At 53.3% G+C, this 23,504-nt stretch carries 19 protein-coding genes; 8 read left to right on the top strand and 11 right to left on the bottom strand.

Translation table 11 applies throughout. From position 1 onward, the window contains the following. Positions 1-13: 13 nt before the first annotated feature. From SBI19_RS15385 to SBI19_RS15355, 7 genes are all read right to left on the bottom strand, one after another. Positions 14-1,459, bottom strand: coding sequence for a glycoside hydrolase family 30 protein (locus SBI19_RS15385; RefSeq protein ID WP_317969657.1), 1,446 nt, complete (start codon positions 1,457-1,459; stop codon positions 14-16). Next, positions 1,443-3,440 carry a glycoside hydrolase family 2 protein gene (locus SBI19_RS15380; protein WP_317969655.1) on the bottom strand — a complete coding sequence of 666 codons (1,998 nt, stop codon included), beginning with the start codon at positions 3,438-3,440 and terminating at the stop codon, positions 1,443-1,445. The genes SBI19_RS15385 and SBI19_RS15380 overlap by 17 nt, the downstream gene beginning before the upstream one ends. 124 nt (positions 3,441-3,564) lie before the next feature. Further along, positions 3,565-5,178, bottom strand: coding sequence for an extracellular solute-binding protein (locus SBI19_RS15375; protein ID WP_317969653.1), 1,614 nt, complete (start codon positions 5,176-5,178; stop codon positions 3,565-3,567). 57 nt (positions 5,179-5,235) lie between these two features. After that, entirely contained in the window at positions 5,236-6,123 is an 888-nt protein-coding gene (locus tag SBI19_RS15370) for a carbohydrate ABC transporter permease (protein ID WP_317969651.1), read from the bottom strand. Between the two features lie 11 nt (positions 6,124-6,134). Next, a complete protein-coding gene (locus SBI19_RS15365; protein ID WP_317969649.1) occupies positions 6,135-7,049 on the bottom strand; it encodes an ABC transporter permease in 915 nt (304 codons plus the stop codon). Between the two features lie 104 nt (positions 7,050-7,153). Further along, the gene (locus SBI19_RS15360) at positions 7,154-8,197 is read right to left on the bottom strand and encodes a LacI family DNA-binding transcriptional regulator (RefSeq protein ID WP_317969647.1); all 1,044 of its coding nucleotides are present in this window, start codon (positions 8,195-8,197) and stop codon (positions 7,154-7,156) included. A gap of 537 nt (positions 8,198-8,734) precedes the next feature. Beyond that, positions 8,735-9,745 carry a LacI family DNA-binding transcriptional regulator gene (locus SBI19_RS15355; RefSeq protein ID WP_317969645.1) on the bottom strand — a complete coding sequence of 337 codons (1,011 nt, stop codon included), beginning with the start codon at positions 9,743-9,745 and terminating at the stop codon, positions 8,735-8,737. Positions 9,746-9,942: 197 nt separating this feature from the next. Between SBI19_RS15355 and SBI19_RS15350 the strand changes: the two genes are divergently transcribed. From SBI19_RS15350 to SBI19_RS15320, 7 genes are all read left to right on the top strand, one after another. Further along, positions 9,943-10,326 carry a GntR family transcriptional regulator gene (locus tag SBI19_RS15350; RefSeq protein WP_317969643.1) on the top strand — a complete coding sequence of 128 codons (384 nt, stop codon included), beginning with the start codon at positions 9,943-9,945 and terminating at the stop codon, positions 10,324-10,326. Between the two features lie 2 nt (positions 10,327-10,328). Next, a complete protein-coding gene (locus SBI19_RS15345) occupies positions 10,329-11,033 on the top strand; it encodes an ABC transporter ATP-binding protein (RefSeq protein WP_317969641.1) in 705 nt (234 codons plus the stop codon). Further along, entirely contained in the window at positions 11,030-12,604 is a 1,575-nt protein-coding gene (locus SBI19_RS15340) for a hypothetical protein (protein WP_317969640.1), read from the top strand. Before SBI19_RS15345 ends, SBI19_RS15340 begins: the two co-directional genes overlap by 4 nt. Positions 12,605-13,014: 410 nt before the next feature. After that, complete coding sequence (ilvA, locus tag SBI19_RS15335) at positions 13,015-14,286, top strand: threonine ammonia-lyase IlvA (RefSeq protein WP_317969638.1); 1,272 nt, start codon at positions 13,015-13,017, stop codon at positions 14,284-14,286. A gap of 13 nt (positions 14,287-14,299) precedes the next feature. Beyond that, the gene (locus SBI19_RS15330; protein WP_317969636.1) at positions 14,300-16,189 is read left to right on the top strand and encodes a GAF domain-containing sensor histidine kinase; all 1,890 of its coding nucleotides are present in this window, start codon (positions 14,300-14,302) and stop codon (positions 16,187-16,189) included. Then, entirely contained in the window at positions 16,186-16,842 is a 657-nt protein-coding gene (locus SBI19_RS15325) for a response regulator (protein WP_317969634.1), read from the top strand. The genes SBI19_RS15330 and SBI19_RS15325 overlap by 4 nt, the downstream gene beginning before the upstream one ends. Positions 16,843-16,998: 156 nt before the next feature. Next, positions 16,999-17,565 (top strand): NADPH-dependent FMN reductase, encoded by a 567-nt coding sequence (locus SBI19_RS15320; RefSeq protein WP_317969632.1) that lies wholly within the window; start codon positions 16,999-17,001, stop codon positions 17,563-17,565. A gap of 16 nt (positions 17,566-17,581) precedes the next feature. On the opposite strand, the gene SBI19_RS15315 is transcribed toward SBI19_RS15320, so the two are convergent. The 4 genes from SBI19_RS15315 to SBI19_RS15300 form a co-directional block, all read right to left on the bottom strand. Next, complete coding sequence (locus tag SBI19_RS15315; RefSeq protein ID WP_317969630.1) at positions 17,582-19,411, bottom strand: ABC transporter ATP-binding protein; 1,830 nt, start codon at positions 19,409-19,411, stop codon at positions 17,582-17,584. Between the two features lie 13 nt (positions 19,412-19,424). Next, positions 19,425-20,375, bottom strand: coding sequence for a phosphoenolpyruvate carboxykinase (ATP) (locus SBI19_RS15310; RefSeq protein ID WP_317969628.1), 951 nt, complete (start codon positions 20,373-20,375; stop codon positions 19,425-19,427). An 89-nt stretch (positions 20,376-20,464) separates the two neighbouring features. Further along, positions 20,465-20,620, bottom strand: a complete 156-nt coding sequence (locus SBI19_RS15305) for a paeninodin family lasso peptide (protein ID WP_317969626.1) — start codon at positions 20,618-20,620, stop codon at positions 20,465-20,467. A 30-nt stretch (positions 20,621-20,650) separates the two neighbouring features. After that, a complete protein-coding gene (locus SBI19_RS15300; RefSeq protein ID WP_317969624.1) occupies positions 20,651-22,594 on the bottom strand; it encodes an asparagine synthase-related protein in 1,944 nt (647 codons plus the stop codon). A gap of 329 nt (positions 22,595-22,923) precedes the next feature. Here SBI19_RS15300 and SBI19_RS15295 point away from each other — a divergent pair, with 329 nt between their 5' ends. After that, positions 22,924-23,499: a metal-dependent hydrolase gene (locus SBI19_RS15295; RefSeq protein ID WP_317969677.1), complete on the top strand. Its 576-nt coding sequence runs from the start codon at positions 22,924-22,926 to the stop codon at positions 23,497-23,499. The last annotated feature ends 5 nt before the right edge of the window (positions 23,500-23,504 follow it).

Raw genomic sequence — 23,504 nt, 5'->3', positions numbered from 1 at the left:
ATTTCTCTATTTATCAGGTCTTTGCAGCCGGCAGAACGAACGTCGCCGCCGCGCCCGCAGGCAGCTTATAAGAGAACGACTTGCTGCCATGGCGAACATGAAGCTCCCGCTCCTCCCCGGCGCTGTTCATCGCAATAAGCGCGATGGAGCCGTCCGGGTTCTGGAACGCGACCTGCTCGATTCCTTCTTCGTCCGAAGGACCCGATTCGATTCGATAGGCGCCGCTGCGGACGAATTTGCTCGCATGGCCAATCGAGTAATAATCGGAATTGAACGTTACGTCGCCCGAATGCTGATCGATCGTCACGAAGCCCATGCAGTTCTGGCAGCCGCCGATCGTCGGCCCATAATGCTCGTCGAGCGCCAAGTTCCATTTCAATACGACCTTCGCCCAGTTGCGCGTCGCGCCGATAATCAAGTTGTGCATATCCCACTTCAAATTGCCGCCGAACTCGGTCGCCCATGCGCCGCCGGAAACTTCGGTGAAATACATATTTTTATCCGGGTATGCATCATGCACTTTGGATTGGTTGTCAACCTCGCCTGCATACCCATGGAACGCTGAGCCATCGATATAGCGGTTCGCCTCTGCATCGCCTAGCACGGTCATCGGATAATAATACTCATCCCAGTTATGATCCCAGATGACGATCTTCGACTTGATGCCTTCCTTCTCGAAGGCCGGACCAAGATTGCCCTTGATCCATTCCGCCTGCTCGAACGGCTCCATCCGCATGCCGGGATAATTGTCAGGCACATAATGGGGCTCGTTCTGCGGCGTAACAGCATCGAAAGGTACGCCCTCCGCTTCGAACGCCTTAATAAACTTCGTGAAATAGTTCGCATACGGTTTGTAGGCTTCCGGCTTCAGACCGCCGCCGATCATCGACTCGCTCGTCTTCATCCATCCCGGCGCGCTCCACGGGCTGCCCATCAGCTTCAGATCAGGGTTGATCGCAAGCGCCTGCTTCAGCGTCGGAATGAGAAACTCCTTGTCGTGATCAATCGAGAAATTGGCGAGCTGCGGGTCCGTTTGACCTGCAGGCATTTCATCATACGAATACAGCGTCCGTGCAAAATCCGATGCGCCGATCGGAATGCGCATATAGCTGATGCCGATGCCCTGCTCGTGGTCGAACAGCTGATCCATCAACGTCTCCCGCTGCTGCTCGGACATTTTACTGGCGATCAAGTAAGCAGACGAATCGGTCATCGATGCGCCGAAACCGTCCATCTGTTGATATTTCGTCGTCTCGTCGAGCACGATGCCGCCAGCCTGTGCGTCCTCGCCGGATGTCAGCTTCACGCTCTCTTCTTGCGATAGCAGCTTGCTCTTATCCGCCGTCGTCAGCCACACCTGCACCTGATTCGACGCCGAATCGCCTCCAACACCACTGCATGCAGCAGTCAGGCCAACGAGCAGAACGCCAGCCAGCGCACTGCTAACAACTCGTTTCATTGCGTACCCCTTCCCGCACCGTGACAACGCCGCCGCTGTCTCCTGTAAGGGACTGATAGTCGGCTCTGATATGAGCAGCAACCTGCTTCTCTGTCGTACGATCCATATGACAAATGCCGAACGTATCGATCCAATTGTTGTGATTGACGTACCAGTCATACATAATCCAGAAATCGATGCCGGCTACGTACCCATCAGGCCGCCACTCTCCTGCATCGCTCACCGTTGCATGCTCCATCAGCGCCCGCATGGTATCCCGGTAAGTCGCCACCTGCTTCGCTTCTTCCGAATCGGCTCCTGCCGTCCAATGGCCGAATTCCGTATTCAGAATAGGCTTATTCGGATAAGCCCGATGGGCCTCCTCTAGAAAATCGCGTGTACCTTCGTAATAAGTGCCGCCGTGAAAAATGCCAAAGTACATCGTCCATGCCGCTACATCGAGAGGAGCCATGGACGGATCATGCGGCCCCGGCTGATCGGCAGCCGAGCTTTGCGTCAGCAGCCGGCCGTCGTCATAGCTGCCGCGCAGGTCGGCCGTCAGGCGCTCGTTATAAGCAAGGCGGAGCCACACATCCTTGGATTCGTTCTGCGTGCTCCACATGATGACCGATGGCCGGTTGTACTGCGAGAACACCATCTCCCGCCACATTTGATCCGCCAGCCGCTTCTCGTTCTGCGCCTCGTAATGCTCCGTCTCGAACTGCCAGAGCGGAATTTCGCTCATCGCCAGCAATCCCAGCCTATCAAGCAAGACATAGGTGTGCAGATGGTTCGGGTAATGACCCGTGCGAACCATATTGGCATTCATCCCCCGGATCTGCTTCAGATCGGCGAGGATACGATCCCATGAAGCGGTTCTGCCGGTATCCGGCCATTCCTCGTGACGAGCGATTCCCGCCAAGAACAACGGCGAACCGTTCAGCTCGATCTGCGTGCCGCGCGTCCGTATCGTCCGAATGCCGAACTGCGTACAGAACGTATCCTTCGACTCGGCTGCTCCGCCTTGGATCAGAGCGGTCAGCGTAAATGACGCCACGTACAGGTTCGGCTGCCAAGCGGACCACAGCTTCGGATTGAGCACGGTCGTCTCGAATCGAACGACCCTCGCTTCCCCCGGCTGAAGCGTCAGCATACTGCGCATCTCCCTATTGATAGCAGCCGGTATATCTGCAATCGTCGATGCTTGCGGCGATGCGAGAAAATGGTCCGACCGCGGATCTGCTTCGAACAAGCTTCCCTCCAAGCAGACATAGGACGCAGCATGCCCCCGATTGTCCACCACCACTGTCACTTGCAGCCGTCCGTCCGTATCGAGCGGAACGATGTCGGCCCTAACGATCGAGGATGCCGGCGCGGCCTCGATCCATAAATCTTGAATGATGCCTGTATAGTTGAAGAAATCGGTGCCCGCCACTGCAGGAATCGTATCGATGCGGCTTCCCCAAGGCGGATTATCGACGCGAATGCGAATGTCATTCTCGCCCTCTCGCAGCGCAGTGGTCACATCAAATGCGAACGGCGTAAAGCCGCCCTCGTGATACCCGATCCAGCTGCCGTTCACCCATAAATCAGCGACATAGCTGATGCCAAGCGATTTGAATGTATAGACGAGACTTCGATCCAGATGCTCCACTACGAATGTGCGCCGGTACCAGACGCCGTCCTCATACGTCTCGGCTGCCTTCGCCTCGGCCGCTCCGCTCAATTGGTTTTCCGGCATCGGTACGGTATGCGTTGTCCACTGCTGCGCCGCATCGCCTCGAACGTAATCGTCCTCCTTCTCCGTAAGCTCCCGCAGCCATTGCTCGCCGCGCGGGGCAAGCGAGAACGAATGATCCATCGCTAGACGCCGCTTCATCCATTCGCCATTCAAAGAGATGACCGTACGGTTCTGCTCCTCGAAGGACGGTACCGGCATGCCGTTCTGATAAGGAATGCTCACGCCGTCGATTGTATTCAGCGTCATTGTCGTCTGCAGCATGATTGCTCTCCTCTTTCGTTAAACTCAAACAGGGGGATGCGGACCGCACGGCAGCCCCTTCTATTGCAGCTGTCGCGTAAGTCATTGAACATCCCCCTGGAGCTTGATGATTAACGTTTATTTATTATTTGATGCCTTGCGAGTCAAAGTACTTGTTCGCTTGCTCTTTGATGTAGTCCATAACATCGTTCACGCCGGCTGCTTCAAGCTGCTTGCGGTAGTTCGCAATCGCCTTGTCCACGTCCGGTACGAGACCCATCATGATCGGCATGCCGTACTGCTGGATAACCGAGTTGACGGCTGCTTGCTGCGATTTCACCGGTGCATAGTCCATCAGAACGCCTGCGAAGATGTTCGGCTTGCTCTGCGATTTGAATTCTTCCAGCAGCGCATCGAAACCTGGCCAGCCGCCTGCTTGCTTCACGCGTTCCATCGACTCGACGCGGTAGCCCCAGCTTGCAACGCCGTATGCCGTATGCTCTTTGTCGTCCTTCGGCGTGCCTGCCGGCGGAGAAACGATATACTTGCTGTCTGTTGTATCGACCGAGTAGTTCGTGCCTTCGAGACCATAGTTCATCAGGTCATAGTACTTCGGATCGTTGCGCAGTTTGTCCAGCACCATCAGGGAACGCTCTGGGTTCGGCGCGCTCTTCGGAATCGCCATTGCGTTGTTAACCGACAGCGTAGGCATCGTCAGGTTGTTGAAACGGCTGAAAGGGAAGTAACCCATCTCAATGTCTGGATTCGACGTTTGCAGACCCATGATGTAGCCGCCTGCACCCGGTGCGTTACGCCAGTACACGGCGCCTTGACCTGTCTTGATTGCGTCGCCCGCTTCCTTCTGGTCGGACAGCGTATCGGATTTCCAGAAGCCTTTGTCTTTCCACTCTTTCATCTTGTGCGCCCATTGCTCGAACTCCGTCGTGAACGGATAAGCAACGATATCACGCGGCGTATCATACGACTTCGCTACAACGACGCCGCTGTCGCCGCCGATTTGCTGGTAGTTGTTGTACGCTTTGAACATGGTGAAAATTTCGTTGTACGCTTTGCCGTTGATCGGCGTTACGTTCTTCGATTTCTTCACGCCATCCAGGTACGCTTCGATCGAATCGAGGTCCTTGATTTCTGGCAGATTCAGCTCTTTTCTCCAGTCCTCGCGGTACACGATGCCGTCCGGCGTATATTCCGGATACGTCGCAGGCACGGCATAGATTTTGCCGTTAACCGTCGCTTCTTTCCAATCCTGCTCCGGTACGCTCTTCCACGTCTCCGGCGCGTATGTCGGCAGCAGATCATCAAGCGGCATGAACGCGCCTTGATTTGCGAATTTGTAGTAATCCGCCCATGAAGAGGCGAAGATCATATCGACTTTCTCGCCGGAAGCGAGCATCAAGTTATACTTCGTCATCCAATCCGTCCACGTCGTGAAGTTCAGCTTCACCGTTACGTTGAGATCTTTCTCGAGCATCTTGTTCCACTCTTCAACGACTTTAGGCGTATCCTTGTGCGCATCGCCGAGCAGATACCAGACGAGCTGGACTTTCTTCGACGTATCCGGTTTGGACGCGTCTGCCGCCTCGCCGCTCGTATCCGTTGCGGCCGTATCGATCTTCGTCTCTGTTCCTTTGCCTTGCGACGTTTCTTTGTCCGAGCTGCTGCCGCATGCCGCAAGCGCCGTTACCAACATCACATTCGCGACAAGCAGCGCGCTGAATTTCTTTATCTGTTTCTTCATGCCCTTGACTCCTCCTTATAGTAAGAAAGCATCTATGTTAGCCGGGTTATGCCGGTTCTAACCTTTGACTGCGCCAATCGTAAGACCTTTGACGAAGAAACGCTGGACGAACGGGTACAGGAAAATAATCGGGCCCGTTGCGATAACCGCCGCCGCCATCTTGAGCGTCTCGGCAGGCGCTTGGAAGTCCGGCGACAGATTGCCTGCGACGTTCGTCTTCAGGACGGCTGCGCTTGCAAGTATTTTGTAGAGCAGGAACTGCAGCGGGAACTTCGATTCCGTCGTGATGAACAGATTCGCGAGGAACCATTCGTTCCAGTAGCCCAGCGCCATGAACAAGCCGATCGTGGCAAGACCTGGTGTGGAGAGCGGCAGAATGAGCTTCATGTAGATCGTGAACTCGCCGGCTCCGTCGATTTTGGCCGATTCGGTGATGGATTCTGGAATCGATTTCATAAAGTTCTTCATAAGGATGATATTCCAAGCGCTGAGCAGACCAGGAAGCAGCAGCGCGAGATAAGAGTCTTTGAGATCCAAATATTTGACCATCATAATGTACCAAGGGATAAGACCGCCGCTGAACAACGTCGTGAAGTAGATGAAGAATGCCAGCTTATCCTTGTATTTGAACTCCTTGCGCGATAGAACGAAGCCCGCCATCGACGTCAGGAACAAGCCGAGCGCCGTACCGATCAGCGTGACGAGCACCGTCACCTTATAGCCATCGAATATTTGCTTCGGATTGCTGAATGCCGCCGAATACGCGTCGAGCGAGAACTGCTTCGGTATTAATTTGAACCCTTGCGCAATGATTTCCATCTCTGGCGTGAACGAACCGGATACGATCAACAGGAAGGGCAGCAAGCACAACACGGCCAGAATCGTAATGATCGTATACCCGATCGCGTTGAAGACGATTGTCGATTTCTCCATTTTAATTTTCATGCCGTTTCCTCCTAGAACAGCGCGTAGTCGCTGCGCACCTTCCGAATAATGTAGTTGACCGTCAGAATAAGGACGAAGCCGAAGAACGATTGATACAAGCCGGCTGCCGTACCCATGCCGATATCGAAGTTGACTGCGAGCGAGCGATACACGTACGTATCGATAATGTCGGTCGAGTTGTAGAGCATGCCGTTGTTGCCGATGATTTGATAGAACAGGTCGAATTGTCCCTTCAGAATGCCGCCGAGGCTGAGCAGAATGAGCAGGATGAACGTCGGTACGAGCATCGGCATAATGATATGTCTGACCCGTTGGAAAATGTTCGCGCCATCGATCTTCGCCGCTTCATGATACTCGTCGCTGATGCTCATGATAGCTGCCAAATAAATGATCGTACCGTAACCGAGACCTTTCCAGACGTGGAAGAAGACGATGATGTATTTCCAAGGCGCCGTATGGACGTAGAAGTCATATGGCTGCAGGCCAAGCTGCGTCAGTACCGTGTTCACAACGCCGTTATCGGAGTTGAACAGGTTGAAGACGAATGCGCCGACCAGTACGAACGAGACGAAGAACGGCAGGAACATGATCGACTGCGTCGTTTTCTTGAACAGCTTGCCCGGCAGCTCGCTGAGGAAAATCGCGCATAGCAGCTGCAGTATATTGCTGATTAAGATGAAGGCGATGTTATATAGCACCGTGTTTTTGGTCAAATTCCAGAGCACGCCCGAGTTGAATAGAAACTCGAAGTTTTTCATGCCGATAAATTCGCTTCCGAACAATCCGCCCTCGAAGTCGAACCTCGTGAAGGCGTAATAGACACCCACCATCGGCACGTAGGAGAAGACGATAAAGAACAGCAAAGTTGGCGCAATCATAAAGAACAGCGTTTTGTTACGATAAAGTTCTTGGATGAAGCTTTTCATATCCGACACCTCCACTACGTCATTAACTAAAATGTAATCGATTTCTTTTTTACTTTTAAAAAAGCAACTTGCTCAATGGTCCAGCAGTTTCCCCTGGTTTCCGACTATCCCGGCTCCATCTGTTCCTCCGCTGATTGTTGTCTTGCGTACAAGGATGACTCCCGAACGAGCAGCTTCGACTCCACCTTGAAGCACCGCTGATCTTTGAACTCGTTGCCGTTCATCTGGTCGATCAGCTTCTCCGTCAGCAGCGCCCCCATCGCGTATTTGGGCTGCTCCACCGTGCTGAGATTCGGCGTAATGAACCTCGTAATCCGAATGTTATCGACACCGACGACCGCCACATGTTCCGGCACTTGGATGAGCAGCTCCTTGCACGCTTTGTACACGCCCAGCGCCATCTCATCGTTAGCCGCGAACACCGCCGTCAGATCGGCGTTACGCTCGCGCAGCCGGAGAAATCCTTTATAGCCGCCGGACTCGTTAAAGTCCCCATTGTCAATCAGCTCCGGAATAAACGGCATTCCCGCATCTCTAAGCGCTTTCATATAACCTTCAAGCCGTTCGTAACTGTCAATCGCATCGGCATAGCCGCTTAGGAAGGCGATCTTCTCATGTCCCTGCTCGATGAGATGATTCACAACATCCTTGCCGATCTTGACGTTGTCGGTGAAAGCGCAAGGAATTTGTTCATGCTCGATGAACCGGCCGATAACGCCAACGCTGTAACCATCTTCTACAAGGGCGATCAGCTCTTTATTGCTCATCATCGGCGTAACGAATATCATACCGTCCACCGTCCGGTTCTGCAGCAGCGATACGTACTCGCACTCCCGCGTCTTCTGGTTCTGAGCGTCGCAAATAATAATGTTGTAATCGAGCGAATTGGCCATGTTCTCGATCCCTTTAATAATCTCCGCATAGTAGGAAACCTCGATATCGGAGACAACGACGCCGATCTTCATCGTCTTCCTAGACCGAAGATTCTGGGCCATCGCATTCGGCGTATAGTTCATCTCTTCAATGGCCTGCTGCACCCGCTTCTTCGTCTTCTCCTTGACGAGTCCGCTCTGATTCAGCACCCGAGAAACTGTCGCGGCCGAGACGCCTGCTCGCTTCGCTACATCGATGATTTTGCTCTCGTTCATCGCATCACTTTCTTTGGTCCGTTTTGATATTCTGATAGTAGCAATTTTTGAAATCGATTTCAATAGCTAATTTTATAAAATGTTTAGCACAAGGTAAAAATCAATGGTTTTAAGCGATTTCATTAGCCCTTCTCGACTAATTATTAATACCATTGAATGAAATCGATATCATTTTTAGTCGAAAAAGCTGCCATTCGGTCACCCTGCAGTCTTCATCGCATGATTCAGGAACCATGCTCACCTCACTAACGGCCCCTATAGACTCTATCACGTCTCAGCGTCACAATTGCTACGCTAACGGATTCATCTGTGCTTATTCAGGTGTTAAACGATGAAATGAACACCAAAAGCACCGAATAGCGCCTGCTCAGTCCGCTAGCCTTCGCTAGCGCATTAATTTGTGCCAATAGCGTCCATTGCGTCCGTTAGAACGATGCATTTACAAACCACTGGTCACCAACGTCGGCACCCTCGAAACAATAAAAGCTGCCACCGGCACTAATGTGCCAGAGACAGCTCTTACGCCGCTTGCTGCAATCATTTCCGTGTATGATTGGAGGAATCTCGAACAATCAGCCGCGACTCGATGACATATTTGTTTTGTTCGCTTTCGTTCAGATCGTTCAGCTGATCGATGAGCTTCTCCGCCAGACAGACGCCCATCTCATACTTCGGCTGCTCCACCGTGCTGAGCGACGGCACGATGTAGCTTGTGATCCGGTTGTTGTCGACGCCGACAACCGCCACATCCTCCGGGATGCGCAGCCCCTTCTCTCTGCATGCCCGATACACGCCAAGCGCCATCTCGTCATTGGCGGCATACACCGCCGTGATTGGCTCCTGTCGATCGAACAAACGCATCGCCGCTTCGTATCCGCCGCTTTCCGTGAAGTGGCCCGTGTCGATGAGACTCGGTTTGAACGGAATTCGATTATCCTTCAACGCCTTCAAGTAACCTTCCATCCGTTCATAGTTTTCCATGGAATCCGAGAAGCCGCCGATATAAGCAATCTGCTTATGCCCCTGCTCGATCAGGTGGCGGACTGCCGCTTCCGAGAACTGCACATTGTCCGTCTTGCAGCTCAAGATGACTTCGTCATCAATCGCTCTGCCAATGACGCCAAGCACATAACCCTTCTGCGAGTAGTCCTTAATAACCTCATCGCTGACGAATGGCGTAACAAGAACCATGCCATCGACCGTCCGGTTGGACAGGAGGCCGAGGTACTCCATCTCCTTCTCCAGCTCATTGTCCGAGTCGCAAATAATAACTTTGTACTTGCGGGCATACGCTGCATTCTCGATTCCTTTGATGATCTCCGAGAAGTAAGAGACGATAATGTCCGGTACGATGACGCCGATCGTCATCGTCCGTTGAGACCGCAGCTGCTTCGCCGCCGCATGCGGATGGTAGTCCAGCTCCTCGATCGCCTGGCGCACCTTCTGCTTCGTTTTCTCCGATACAAGGCTGCTGTCGTTCAACACGCGCGATACGGTTGCAGCCGATACGCCGGCCCTCTTGGCGACATCTACGATTTTATTGTCCACGATACAATCAACCTTGTCTTTTTTTATAAAAATTATAGGCTTTAAATCTAGCGATATCAACCTAGAAACAATGATTTGCAATATCTTGGCATACAACTATTGCAGTGTATGGCGGTGCGTGATACACTTTTTCCAGCATCCAGTGTATGATCTGTCATCATACACTCCAAACAAAGAAAGGGCTGGTGAACGATCCGATGCCCCCAGATATGATTTGGCGGATTGACGATTTTCAGATTGATCCGTCCCGTCCGTTGTACGAGCAATTCGTCGAACAGATTCGGGCGATGATTGCCAAGGGCAAGCTAGCGCCTGGTACAAGACTTCCCTCCGTCCGAGAAACCGCATCGTCGCTGCGCGTCAATCCAACAACCATCATGAAAACCTACCAAGAACTTGAACGGCAGTCGCTGCTTGTCACGTATCGCGGACAAGGCACATTCGTTACGAATGAGGAAGCTGCAATTACGCGTTCGCGCCGTGAGCTGGCACGCTCGGCGGTTGCACGGCTGGAAGAGCTGGCGCAATCGATTGGCCTGACGCTTGAGCAATTCATTGCCCTAGCCAAGGAGGAAGATTAATCATGATGGACCAAACGATAACGATCCAATGCACCGGCGTCGAAATGACTTTCAAGAAGAAGCAGGCACTCCGCAATGTCACATTTACCACGAACAGCGGCTCTATCGTCGGTCTTCTTGGGCCCAATGGCGCCGGCAAATCCACGCTTATGCGCATTCTGACTGGCATACTGGAGCCGACTAACGGCACCGTTGAGGTGCTTGGCCGCAAGCCTGATGTGGAGACGCTCGGTCAGCTGTCGTTCCTGCCGGACCGCGGACACCTTCCGAATTGGTTGACCGCAGACGAGTGGCTCGGCTATGCGGCTGGCATCTATCCCGACTGGGACCTTTCACTGGAACGGGAATGGATACGCAAGCTGGAGGTTGATCGCACTCTTAGTATCGGGACGATGTCACGTGGTCAAGAGGCTAGGCTGCAGCTGCTTACTTGTCTATCGCGACGAACCAAGCTCGTTATTCTCGATGAGCCGTTCACGGGCGTCGACTTGTTGTCACGAGAGCGCATCTCCTCTGCCATTGCAGAAGAAACCGCTGAAGGCGACCGTACGTTCCTCATTGCTACGCATGACATTCGCGAGATGGAGTCGATGTTTGATCGTATCATTCTAATCGGGGATGGCACGATTAAAGGTGTATACGATACGGAGGATCTCCGCGATGAAGGTCTTTCTGTGGAATCCTGCTATAGGGAAGTGTTCGCATGAGCCGCGGCCCACGAGCATTTAGCCCAATCGTTGAATTTGAACACAGCGCTTATAACCGCTACCTGCCTACAACCAAGAGACGTGCGGCTTTCTGGATTTTCGGTATCGTTATCACTGTTCTCGCCAGCCGCATCGCATTCGGAGACCGCAACGAGCCCGAAGCGATCTACCTGCTTGGTGCATGCCTATCTTGGATTGCATTCATCATGCCGCCCGGCATACGCGCCATACAGTCGGCGCATCAGCCGTTTCAAGAATGGTGGCTGACGTTCCCTCTCGACCGCCGCACGCTTATACGGGCAAAGCTGCTGGCCGCCCTTCGATTCAACAGCTATTTCGCTGCCGCAATGTGGCTTATCGCTACCATCCACAATTCGGGCGCTGCGATGCTGACAGAATCGCCATTCCATGCGAGCACCGCTCGACTATGGGCTGATGCCGCTGCGTACGCACTCTTATACGCAGCCATCGTATTGTTCGTAACATGCTTCGCGGCTCTGGTTCCCATGATGATGAACGGCTGGTTTCGGCTGCTCCTCTTGCCTTTTATTGTCGTATGGTCCTTCCCAATGGGGAACTTAGGAAAGTTGATGAACAATGACTATCTGCTGCCTGCCCGCTGGCAGCAATCGGACATGGCCGTCCTCTATGCGATTGGACTCGCACTACTCGGCTGGGGCGTCTATCACGCTGCGATTAATGGTGTTGCGAAATACGGGATGAAGGCTCTTACCCCTCGCACTTCTGACAACATCGGAATCAATTCGCGTCGCAACCCCAGCCTCGCGCAGCGGGCCGTTCGCAAAAGATCGGCAGCAATCGGCTTCCGCAGCCTCATCCAGCTTGAGCGCTCCAAGCATCGAAGCATCGCTTCAAACAAGTGGATGAGGCTTATAAGAGGAATACTAGCCATCGGGCTTGCAATTGGCGGATATGCCGCCCTTCAAGATAACGAATGGGTCGATATGGTACGGGTAATCCTTATTTTCCCAAGCATGATCACTGTTACACTCGTTTCACTCTTATATTTGAATGATATGAGCAAGCGCCGAATCGAATGGATCTTCAGCTTTCCTTACAGCCCATTCAAGATTGCTCTATCCAGACTAATAGCATTGTGGACAACAACCCTTCTATGGGTGGGCGGCGCCCTGCTCGCGGCAGGTATAGGCGCAGGCATCCGCTATTTCGTGCAGCGTCCAGATATAATCGCAACTATGAAAGACATCGAAGGAGCAGGTTATCTCCTGCTCGCTTTCCTGACTTATTTCTTGTTCGGGACGCTCGTCATCCATGCACAGTACGGTTCTATGAGGAATCCGTTGCTTGCCGCTCTCGGCCTTCCTTTTGCCATGGTATCGTATCTCGTTCCTACGATGATTAACACGTATGTATTGCCCGTTTCCTTCGGCGATAACGGAGTGGCATCTCACTGGTGGATTGGCCTTGGCATCACCGCTGTCATAGCGATCCCATTCGCTTTGTATATCTTCGTAATCGCTGCACGAAACATGGCTAATTCGCTGCTCAACTCGCAAGCCCGAGTGCCAGGCAGAACCCTATTCAAGTAATTCAGCTTGACAAAATATCCGTTCGGGAGTATAACATTACCAATCCGAACGAAGTATAACTGCAATAGGATGAAATCTCACATTCAACGAAGGGACCACGTTCACCGTTCACGCACTCCCCAGAGAGTCGGCAGCCGCTGAAAGCCGATGTGTGCGCCCGGATCGAGCATCCTCCCCGAGAAGCTGTGCCGAACCTAGACCCTTAAGCGGGCTGTAAGCACAGACGGCCGTCCCTCGTTACCGGGAACGCGTATGAACACGTACGCGACAAAGCGCTGCCTTCCGCGAGTAATAATGGGAGTGGCAGAACAAGGGTGGTATCGCGAGTCAATCTCGTCCCTATGAGGGACGGGATTTTTTTGTGTACAATGCTAATATGGGCTTAAGAGCCATTGAAAGGATGACGCCAGATGAACGCAACGAGCAGTCACGAATCACGCAAAATTTCACTCGAAGAAATCATGCAAGCTCACCTGCACCTTAAGGAGGTCGTGACGCGTACGCCTCTGCAGCACAGCCGTGTGCTCTCCGAGCGCTACGAGTGCGACGTCTATCTCAAACGCGAAGATTTGCAAATCGTTCGTTCGTTCAAAATTCGCGGCGCCTATCATACAATCCGGTCGCTGCCGTCGGAGCAAATCTCGCAAGGCGTGATCTGTGCCAGCGCAGGCAACCATGCGCAGGGCGTCGCTTATTCGTGCCGAACGCTCGGCATTCGCGGCAAAATCTATATGCCAAGCACGACGCCTAGGCAGAAGGTGAAGCAGGTATCGTTCTTCGGCGGCTCAGAGGTTGAAATTGTACTTGTCGGGGATACATTCGACGATGCTTATGCAGAGGCGATTGCCGAGAGCGGCCGAACAGGCATGACCTTCATCCATCCATTCGATGATTCGAAGATAATCGCGGGCAATGGCACAATCGGCATGGAAATTATGGAGGCGGCAGAGCGCTCTCCTGACTATATCTTCATTACAGTAGGCGGAGGCGGTCTCGCAGCAGGCGTTGCTTCTTATGTGAAAGCCGTCTCTCCTGCGACCCGCGTCATCGGCATCGAGCCCAAAGGCGCCCCTTCCTTGCAGCGTTCGCTCAACGCAGGCAAGGTCGTTCCTCTTGAAGAGATCGATAAATTCGTAGACGGCGCCGCGGTCAAACGAATCGGCGAGCTGACCTTCGAAATATGCCAAGAGCTGGTCGATGACGTGCTGATCGTACCGGAAGGCAAAGTATGTACGACACTGCTCGATCTCTATAACGAGAACGCGATCGTCGCCGAGCCGGCAGGCGCGCTTCCGATCGCAGCGCTCGACCTGTATCGGGAGCAGATCAGAGGCAAGTCCGTCGTCTGCGTCATTAGCGGAGGCAACAACGATGTCGATCGCATGCAGGAGATCAAAGAGCGCTCGCTTATTTATGAAGGACTCAAACATTATTTCATGGTCAACTTCCCGCAGCGGGCGGGCGCCCTGCGCGAGTTTCTCGACGATGTATTAGGGCCGAACGATGACATTACCCGGTTCGAATATACGAAGCAGCACAACAAAGACAACGGCCCTGCGCTCGTCGGCATCGAGCTGAAGCATCGGGAAGATTACGCGCCGCTCATGGAACGGATGTTTGCCAAGGGGTTGACGTTCTACGAGCTGAATAAGGATCCGCTGTTGTTTAACCTGCTGATCTAAGGAGGAATGGACGATGACATCAAGCGATAAGGGGGCTCTGCAGAGCGGAGAGGTACGTCACGGAAGCAGTCATAACATCGGAGATGCGATCGACGCCGCATGCCATTCCGAATGCGAGGCAGCAATCACCGCTGCGAGACATGAGGATAAGAAATGCGCGGAAGCTGCGCTTGCTCCTGGTCCTTCATCGCTGATCATGCCGAAGCATCGCGTACACGAGATGGTGCTGCTGAAGACGATCGCGGAGACGCTTAATCAATCGCATGAGCTGTCCTCGATGCTTCACTCCGTACTCGAGAAGCTGCTGGAGCTGACCGGTCTGACGACAGGCTGGATCTTCTTATCCGAACGATATATGGATTTCTGCTGCGTCGCCGAGCAGAACCTCCCTCCAGCACTGACCGGTAACAACGGCAAACGGATGAACCTCGGCTCCTGCTGGTGTCTCGATCGGTATTGGGACGGCCGGCTCGTCAATGCGATCAATATTTTGAACTGCAAGCGGCTGGAGGATGCCGTCACCTTCCGCTGGGGGGATACGCAAGGCATTACGCATCATGCAACCGTACCGCTGCGGACTGGCAAAGAGCTAGTCGGACTGCTTAATGTCGCTGCGCCTGGCAAAGTGCACTTCACGGATGAAGAGCTGGCTCTGCTCCAATCGGTCGCCTTCCAGATGGGCAGCGCAATCGAGCGCATCTATTTGTACGCAGCCGAACAACGCCGTGCCGAAATGTTCGCTCGACTAGACGAGTTCAGCCGAGCGCTTACCGGTCGAACGGGCGGATGCTCGGATCTGGTGCCTGTCGCGAAGGCTGCCTTGCATCTGATCGGCGAGCACTTCCATTGGCCGATTGCAGCGCTGTACGAGCAGACAGACAACAAGCTGTCCTTGCGATCAGCCCAGATCGCAGACGATTCGTTCGATCTGCCGGAGCGTATGACAATCGATGACGCGGCCTGGATTGGCGAAGCCATCACTACCCGCCGCCTCCGAAGCGCCTCGGCTGAAGAAGCGGCGCTGTTATTCAACGCAGGCAGCCGTGAAGGCAGACGACGCTCCGCATCGAAGATCGCCAATGCGGTCGCCGTTCCGCTGCCATTCGGCGATACAGGTTACAGCGTGCTTGTGATCGGCAGCACGAAGCGTGATGAATTGAACGTCGAAGACCGCCCGATTCTAGAAGCGCTTGCCGAACATATCGCCGGTGCGCTCGAGAGCACGCTGCTAGCCGATCATCGCAAAGAGTTGACCCGTATCGAAGAGCGGAACAGGCTGGCACGCGACCTTCATGACTCCGTCAGTCAGCTGTTATTCTCGTTGTCGATGACATCCCGCGGCGTGGAGAGCCTGCTGACAGGTCCTGCGCCGGATACGGAAGCAGCACTGGAAGCCGTCCGCGATCTGCAGAGCTTGTCGCAAAGCGCGCTCAAGGAAATGCGCTCGCTCATTCTGCAGCTGCGTCCTGCCGAGCTCCAGGCTGGACTTGTTACCGCACTGCGTGAATATGGCGAACGGCTCGGACTCCAGATCGCGACGCGAGTCGATGGCGTCCGCGGACTTCCTCGCCCGCTTGAGGATGCATTATGGCGGATCGGACAAGAAGCGCTCAACAACGTCAGCAAGCATGCAGGTACGTCCTCTGCCGAGATTATGCTGACCATTACAAGCCTTGAGGTAACGCTTCGTATTGCTGACAAAGGCCAAGGACTGCCTGACAGCAGCTCGAAGCTGCACAACCCCACCACATCCATCGGACTATCAACGATGCGCGAACGCGCAGAAGCGCTGGGCGGAACCGTCTCGATCATTCGCAGACGAAGCGGCGGTACGGCGGTAGAAGCGATTATTCCGATGAGAGCGGTGAATCAAGTGGACGGAAACGAGGGGAATGAACGATGACGATCAAGCTGCTGCTCGCCGACGATCATGCGATGGTGCGCAAAGGGCTGCAGATGTTTCTCTCCACCCAATCCGATCTTCGCATTGTCGGTGAAGCGTCGAATGGTCAAGAGGCGATTGATCGAACGAATGAGCTTTCGCCTGATATGATTCTAATGGATTTGCATATGCCGATCATGAATGGAATCGAGGTAACGAAGCAGCTGAAGCAGACGCATCCGAATGTGAAGGTCATCGTATTGACCTCCTTCTCTGATGATGATCACGTCCTCCCTGCCATTCGCGCCGGCGCCAAAGGCTATCTGCTCAAGGACATCGAGCCCGACGAACTCGTCCGCGCGATTCGGCGCGTCTGGCAGGGGCAGGTCGAGCTGCACCCGGATGCAGCGGTCAGACTGATGAATCTGCTGTCGACGGAAGAAGCCGAGGCTAACGACGAAGACGCCTCCGCCTCGCGTCTGGCTGAACTGACAAGACGCGAGATGGAGGTGCTTAGGCTTATCGCCGCGGGCAAGAGCAATAAGGAGATCGGCGATTTGCTGACTATCACCGAGAAAACAGTCAAGACGCATGTCAGCCATGTGTTAGACAAGCTCGGCTTCGCCGATCGGACGCAAGCAGCCATCTTCGCAGTCAAGCATGGATTGGATTAATTTCTACGACGAAAGTTGTATACCATATACAACCGAAGCCGAATGATTTGATTCCCCATAATCATCCTGCGTTCTGACGCTTATTGGCATCTTTTCCATTACGATTAAGCTACAAGAGAGAGAAAGCCTTTGTGCTTATCGGAGGAGGAGAAAACCATGCAAATCGTTATTATCGCCGGCAGCAATCGTCAAGGCGCTGTCAGTACGAAGGCGGCCGCCTATGCCGGACAATGGCTCGCCAAGCAAGGCCATCAAGTTCGACTGTTCGACCTGTATCAGCAGCCGCTGCCGCTTTATTCCCCGGACACGAATAACGTAGCGAACGATACAGCAGCTGCGCTTCAGCAGGCGATGCTGGCAGCGGATGCCGTTATTCTATCGACGCCTGAATATCACGGCAGCTTCTCCGGCGTATTGAAGAACGCGCTGGATTTCCTCGGACAGTCGCATTTCAGCGGCAAAACCGTCCTATCCATCAGCACAGCCGGCGGCCCGATCGGCGTCAGCTCGCTGCAGCAGCTTCAAGCCATTATACGCAATCTGCACGGCATCAATAGTCCCGAATGGATCTCGATCGGCGGCACGCAGCGCGATGCCTTCGAACAGGGCGGCGACTACGAGACGCATGCCGCTATATTCGACCGGATCCACCGTGCGCTCGATACATTCGCCGATCTGGCGGGCCGTTTGCAGCGTCCGACAGCTGTACGCACGATTGGATAAACAACAAAGGCGGCGATCATCCGATCGCCGCCTTTCTTGCATCCGCTGCTGCCATCTCCTGATGATGCAGCAGTTGACTGAACGTACCGGTAGAGGCGTCAGCAAGCTGGTTATAGCTTCCTCGCTGAACGATCCCCCCATTTTCCAACACGATGACTTGATCCGCATGACGAATCGTCGACAGCCGATGTGCGATCACGATGATCGTCATACTCCCCCGAATTCGTTCGAGCGCCACTTGAATCTTCGCCTCATTCTCGCTGTCCAGCGCGCTCGTCGCTTCGTCCAGAATAAGGACGGATGGTTTGCGCAATATCGCACGGGCCAGCACAATCCGCTGCCGCTCGCCGCCAGACAAGCGGATCCCGCGATCGCCCAGCATCGTATCCAGCCCGTCCGGGAGATGTCTTACGAACTCGTCCGCGGCCGAGAACCTAAGCGCTTCCCACAGCTGTTCCTCTGTTGCATCCGGCGCCCCCATGCACAAATTGTCTCGCAGGCTTAGATGAAAGAGAAACGGATCTTGCGATACATAACTAACCGACTGCCGGAATTGAAAGGCGCATTCTCGCATAGGTATCCCATCCACCTTGATCTCACCCTGTTGGGGCTCGATCAGGCCGATAAGCAGATCGATAAGCGTGCTTTTGCCAGCGCCGGACCTCCCTACAATCGCCGTCATGCTATTCGTTGGAATATGCAGATCGATGTGCCGCAGTGCGTAGGACGTACGCTGCACGTCGTATTGATAGCTGACATCGCGGCATTCGATGCCGCGTTTCATACGCCAGTCGCCGTTTATATCGACAAAGAGATCGGACACGTTCTGCGCGTCGAACTCTCTGGCTTGTTCTGATTTGGATTGCAACTCGCGCAAGGTTCTGCAAGCGGGTACAACTTGCGAAAGCCCTTCCCAGCTTGATTGCAGCTGCGAGAACCTAGGCCACAACCGCGAGAATAGGATGACGATAAGCAGGAGCATAGAGCCTTCCGCATGGAAGAACGCCGTCGCTACATAAACGAATAACGCAATGAATACGCCCGATGCAAGCTTGTAATAAAATTGGGAGCCCGATTGAATGCGCGAGAATCGGACCACATTGTGCTCCATTCGTAAAGTTAGTGCACGAAACCAGTCAATATGCTGTCTTTCGGTCATGTTGCTCTTAATATCTTTGATACCGTTGAAGTGCTCGGTCATACCCGCCATATAGCTCTTCATGAGGGTGGTCATCTCATCGCCAATCGACCGCGAAGCCGCAAAGGACTTTCGGTTAATAAAGGCAAGCAGCAGACCGCACGCAAGGACAAGCAAGGTGAGTTTGTAAGATAACCACAGTGCAATGCCGATTTGCACGATTGTAAACAGCAAGCTCATAACCATCTGCAGAAACGTAAAAATCCCGTAGCTGACTCGCGGCAGCTCCGTCGTCATGACATGCGTAAGGTCGGATTTTCTCGTCCGCAAGAAGAATGGCCAGTTCGCTTCGAGCAATGACCGATACACGTCGTTACGGATATGACGAATAAATCGCTGCTCCAGCTGAATGTTCCGATTGCCAAGGTATCGCGACAACGAGGCTTGACTAATTAATAGCACAAGATATATCAACAGCACGGCCGGCAGCTGAACGGCAGCATCAAGCGACCGCAGCGGCTGCACAAGCGCTTCCAGATAGGAATTGCTCATCACACCAGCAAGGCCGATCAGGCTGAGCATCGGAAGCAGCATTAGAATGCCAAGCCCATCAAGCAGACTGCTGACCGTCATTCCAACCATATTCAGATACAGCTGGAGCCCCGCGAACCGTTGAAACTTCCTAAGATAAGCGAGCAAATCACGCAATCGAAGCTCCCCCTTACTCTGCTATCGAACTCAGATGCCGGCCAGCCCCCGCCAGTAGGACAATCCGTTCCGCCAAATCAGAGATTGTCATTCGTGTGGATGGTCGCTGCAACTGATAGATCGGGACCGTGCTGCACAGCTTGGCCGTCTCTGTGAAATGCCATTGAGCTAAACCGAATTTAGGGATTAAGAAGTTCCGGAAGGTGTGAGTGTGAAGAACATGCAGCCCTTTGATTCCCTCATAGCGGGTGAATGTCGTTTCTTCAAGCTCTTCGTTCTTCACGAGTTCGACGATGCCGCCAAGCGGCGTAACTTCATTGGAGAACCTCGATGCGACAGGAACAGCGAACTTGTTCTCATATAATGCGGAATAGAAGCCGGCGTTCATTCCCAGATGATCCAAGCTTTGTTCCCACAGCTTCTGCTGTGGATAGGCAGGAATGACAGCAGGGATCTGCTGATCTGAACCGCGCCAGGTCAGGGCAATCACGTCGTCCGTAAGCAGCTTATATCCCTCTTGCAGCAGTGCCGCAGCAAGCGTCGATTTGCCTGCTCCCGATTCACCTACAATCGCATAGGCTTTGCCGTGGATCACAATCGCACTGCCGTGAAGCGGTACAATGCGCCGCTGCAGCAGTATGGCGCCCATGCAAGTGCCGAGCAAATACAGCCGGATTTTATTCTCATCCGCATCCGCATAAGGCGACACGGTGATCCGCATTCCCTCTTGCACGCTGAACAACGCAAGATCCGGGATGTGCATCATAAATTGCTCCTCTGAGAATGCGTAGTAGCTTTTGTAGATTTCACTCTCGTTCCACGCCTGCTGCAAATCCCCATAAACAATCGTGACATCAGGCTCCTGATCTTCCAGCGCCTCTTGCCAGAATGAAGCCAACGCCTCTGGCAGCGCCAATTCACTCGCGATACGCAGGCCGAATGCCTGGTAGCTGTACCTGTTCATTTCATACACGCCTCCTTTCAAAGGGAAAGGCCCTTAGATGCTGACTGCTGCCAAGGGCCCGCCGAATCTTACAACATTGCATGAGAGAATTAGGAAATCGTTGGATTAGGCTCCTCTTCATGGCGGTTGTTCGCACCCGTGCCGCGTGCGTCCGGCACTACACCGTTTGGTCCGCCAGCCGTCATCGTAACATCAAGCGTTTCAAGTACTGGCGCTTGCCATTGCTTCAATGTTTGATTGCTCATCGTTATCACCTCCTCTCATGCGCGATGCTATTACACAATCTTGTTCATAAAGCGGGCCACGATCAGGCTCTGCATCACAAGTTTGACATGAGGGTCATAGGCTTGTTCCGCCTGCGGCATCGGGCCGATGCGTTCCAGAGAGGCTCGAATCTGATCGATATGAAGCAGCCCCTGGACAGCACTGTTCTTATCCTCGGCGAAACGCATGACCTCCTCTGCGACAGCTCCCCAGAAAGGACGAATGCGATGAATCCAATCTGCGCCTTGAATGCCATATTGGCGATGGTTGAGACGGACCTTATCCGGCAAATAGCCTTCGGTGGCCCTCCTAATCAATGAACGGTTCACGCCGTTCTGGACATATTGTTCGGTAGGAATAGAAAGACAGAATCGGACTACTCTAGGATCACTGGTAGGATCACGCTCCGCGACGCCGTAGCGAAGAGAGAGCTTGGTGGAGGATGCGCCGTTATGGTTGGAGACGGCGAGTTGGTTGAATTGGTAGTCTCTTGCCTCGAATTCATCCATTTCATACTGCCGCAGACCAACATTGTGCCGCTTCAGCCTGCTATAAATATTCGTCCGTGCCGCAAGCTCGGGGTGAATCAGCTGCGGTCGATCGGATCGGTTGTATCGAGAGAGAGAACGTGTAAGAAACGGAAAAGCCATCCGCGCGACTTCCGGCAATATGCGTGACCGTCTCCTCGAATGGATATGGCCGTACTGCTTCAGCTCTTTATGTAAGCGCATCCAATTAAATCTTTTCAAAAGCCTAGCATAGTAATCATATGCCGGTCCCCACGAGATCGAATAATTCCCGCGAGCTCCGCTCAATACGATGCCGACCTTATCCCGCTGCGCTTGCTCGAGTATTCCTTTCAGCCAGAAAGAGTTCTCAATGAACTTGTAAGGAGCCTCCATCATATCCAGGATGTCGTCCACGTCTTCGAACGAGTTTCCGCCCGGGAAATCCAAATAGTTCTCTTGTATGTTCCCGACATGCTGAGCAACCGCCCGAATGAATGGGGTTTCGTCCGGCACCCAGCTTCTGCTCGTCCAATCGGTAAAATCGCTGGGGGGAACGTAGCTATAAGCCCGAATCGGCTTTCCGGCCTCACGCAGCGGAGATGCTGCGAAGCTGACCACCGTCCCAGAATCTAATCCGCCGCTTAAGCTGATACCTACCTGGCGATACGTACGCAGCTTAGCGTGAACCGCCTCTTGAAACACATCGCGAAACGCTTCCTCATATTCATCATTCGATTTCAACTTCAGCTGGCCATCTGGCGAGTCCAGACTGTCGAACTGCGAGAGGTGCATTCGACCATCTTCCAACGTAAACGTATGAGCAGGCGGCAGCATCTTAACTTCTTTGTACACCGTCCCGTGAACGTCGATGCTGTCCATAATAATCGGGATCGCCAGAAACTCGGCAAGCCACGATTCATTCAGCTGCTTATTCATTCCAGGCAATTGAAAGAGGGGTTCAACCACCGTACAGAATGCAAAATGGCGGGGAGTTTGATGATAATACAGCGTTCGGTTTCCCAGCAAATCTCTGGCACCGAACAGTCGGCGCTTGTCCGCATCCCATATGACGAAGGCATAGTCCCCGATCAAATATCGCGGAGCTTGATCTCCCCATCGCCGGTAGGCCATCAGAATAAGCTCGCTGTCGGTGATCCGCTGCCGCTTAGCGTAATCAACCTGCAGTTGCTCGAACAACTGCTGTCGATTATCGATGATGGCATCCGCCGTTATGGCCAGTCTATACCGTTCATCGTAATAAGGAAGCATATCATACACCGATTCCGGCGTAATCCATTGTGCATGGCATCCCAAGCTGATCGAGTCTCCATGCCAAGTTCGTGCCGCATCAGCAGGATATTTGCGCAGTGAGCACATCATGGCTTGGACCGATTCGTACGAGTCAGCAGCCGGGTCGTTATACAGAATGCCGGTGATTGGACTCATATGACCCTCCATTCCTGCGTGTGCATTAGTTCTTTGTTACTAGCTTGATACGATCATATCACATAATGATACAGTTTGTAACCATATTTTTTATATTTTTTTAACTTTTTGTTACTAAACGTATCAACACATAAGTCTCTACTACGCTTTATGCAGTACCCAGGCTCCTTTAGCACCTTCGGACGCTTTGATGCCCTCCTGTATTTATTCTTATTGTATAATCGCCCATATCATCCTCGCATAGGAAATTAGTCCCTTGAAGCCGACAATCGATACGGCTAATTTATAGACTGCGCATTGCTATTAAAGGGAGAGAGGAAGTGCTGCCGATGTTCGCAGGACATTTTGGACTAGCGGCAATCGTGAAGTCACGTACCAGCCGAGTGCCGCTATGGGCGCTTATGGTCAGCTCGCAGCTTCTGGATGTTGCATTTATTCCTATGGTGATGACAGGCGCGGAATCGATGGATGAAACGGTCTACGGCGGCGGCTACGGAGAAGTTATCATTCACGCGGATTACACGCATTCCTTGCTTGGCGCGATCATTCTTACACTCGTTGCAGCCCTAGCAGGACGTTGGATATGGGGCAAACGGGCAGGCGCGATTATAGGAGCTGTCGTCATCAGCCACTGGCTGCTCGATCTCCTCGTTCATCGTGCTGACATGCCGATATTGCCGGCCAACTGGGGCGATCTGCCGCTGCTTGGCTTCGGTCTCTGGCAGTTTCCCTGGATAACGATCACACTCGAAGCGCTGCTCATAGCTGCCGGCACTTGGATGTACGCAAGAGCCTCCTTACAGCGGAAGAGCACAAGCAGCCGACTTGCTCCTGTAAGCGCCTCTGCTCTTCTTGGGGCCGTGCTTGTACTGCTGCTTGTATCGGATGCGGCAGGCTGGTTCTAAGTTGT

This window comes from Paenibacillus sp. CCS19 (assembly GCF_033239625.1).
In the GTDB taxonomy this organism is placed as follows: Bacteria; Bacillota; Bacilli; order Paenibacillales; family Paenibacillaceae; genus Paenibacillus_T.
The sequence above is the reverse complement of the archived record's forward strand: the minus strand, read 5'-3'. Positions and strand labels throughout refer to the sequence as shown.

Excerpts from the sequence above, each read along its gene's own strand:
- SBI19_RS15385 (WP_317969657.1), bottom strand. The coding sequence starts at position 1,459 with ATGAAACGAGTTGTTAGCAGTGCGCTGGCTGGCGTTCTGCTCGTTGGC.
- SBI19_RS15375 (WP_317969653.1), bottom strand. The coding sequence starts at position 5,178 with ATGAAGAAACAGATAAAGAAATTCAGCGCGCTGCTTGTCGCGAATGTG.
- SBI19_RS15360 (WP_317969647.1), bottom strand. The coding sequence starts at position 8,197 with ATGAACGAGAGCAAAATCATCGATGTAGCGAAGCGAGCAGGCGTCTCG.
- SBI19_RS15330 (WP_317969636.1), top strand. The coding sequence starts at position 14,300 with ATGACATCAAGCGATAAGGGGGCTCTGCAGAGCGGAGAGGTACGTCAC.
- SBI19_RS15340 (WP_317969640.1), top strand. The coding sequence starts at position 11,030 with ATGAGCCGCGGCCCACGAGCATTTAGCCCAATCGTTGAATTTGAACAC.
- SBI19_RS15295 (WP_317969677.1), top strand. The coding sequence starts at position 22,924 with ATGTTCGCAGGACATTTTGGACTAGCGGCAATCGTGAAGTCACGTACC.
- SBI19_RS15350 (WP_317969643.1), top strand. The coding sequence starts at position 9,943 with ATGCCCCCAGATATGATTTGGCGGATTGACGATTTTCAGATTGATCCG.
- SBI19_RS15310 (WP_317969628.1), bottom strand. The coding sequence starts at position 20,375 with ATGAACAGGTACAGCTACCAGGCATTCGGCCTGCGTATCGCGAGTGAA.
- SBI19_RS15325 (WP_317969634.1), top strand. The coding sequence starts at position 16,186 with ATGACGATCAAGCTGCTGCTCGCCGACGATCATGCGATGGTGCGCAAA.
- SBI19_RS15365 (WP_317969649.1), bottom strand. The coding sequence starts at position 7,049 with ATGAAAAGCTTCATCCAAGAACTTTATCGTAACAAAACGCTGTTCTTT.
- SBI19_RS15345 (WP_317969641.1), top strand. The coding sequence starts at position 10,329 with ATGATGGACCAAACGATAACGATCCAATGCACCGGCGTCGAAATGACT.
- SBI19_RS15300 (WP_317969624.1), bottom strand. The coding sequence starts at position 22,594 with ATGAGTCCAATCACCGGCATTCTGTATAACGACCCGGCTGCTGACTCG.
- SBI19_RS15305 (WP_317969626.1), bottom strand. The coding sequence starts at position 20,620 with ATGAGCAATCAAACATTGAAGCAATGGCAAGCGCCAGTACTTGAAACG.
- ilvA (WP_317969638.1), top strand. The coding sequence starts at position 13,015 with ATGAACGCAACGAGCAGTCACGAATCACGCAAAATTTCACTCGAAGAA.
- SBI19_RS15320 (WP_317969632.1), top strand. The coding sequence starts at position 16,999 with ATGCAAATCGTTATTATCGCCGGCAGCAATCGTCAAGGCGCTGTCAGT.
- SBI19_RS15370 (WP_317969651.1), bottom strand. The coding sequence starts at position 6,123 with ATGAAAATTAAAATGGAGAAATCGACAATCGTCTTCAACGCGATCGGG.
- SBI19_RS15380 (WP_317969655.1), bottom strand. The coding sequence starts at position 3,440 with ATGCTGCAGACGACAATGACGCTGAATACAATCGACGGCGTGAGCATT.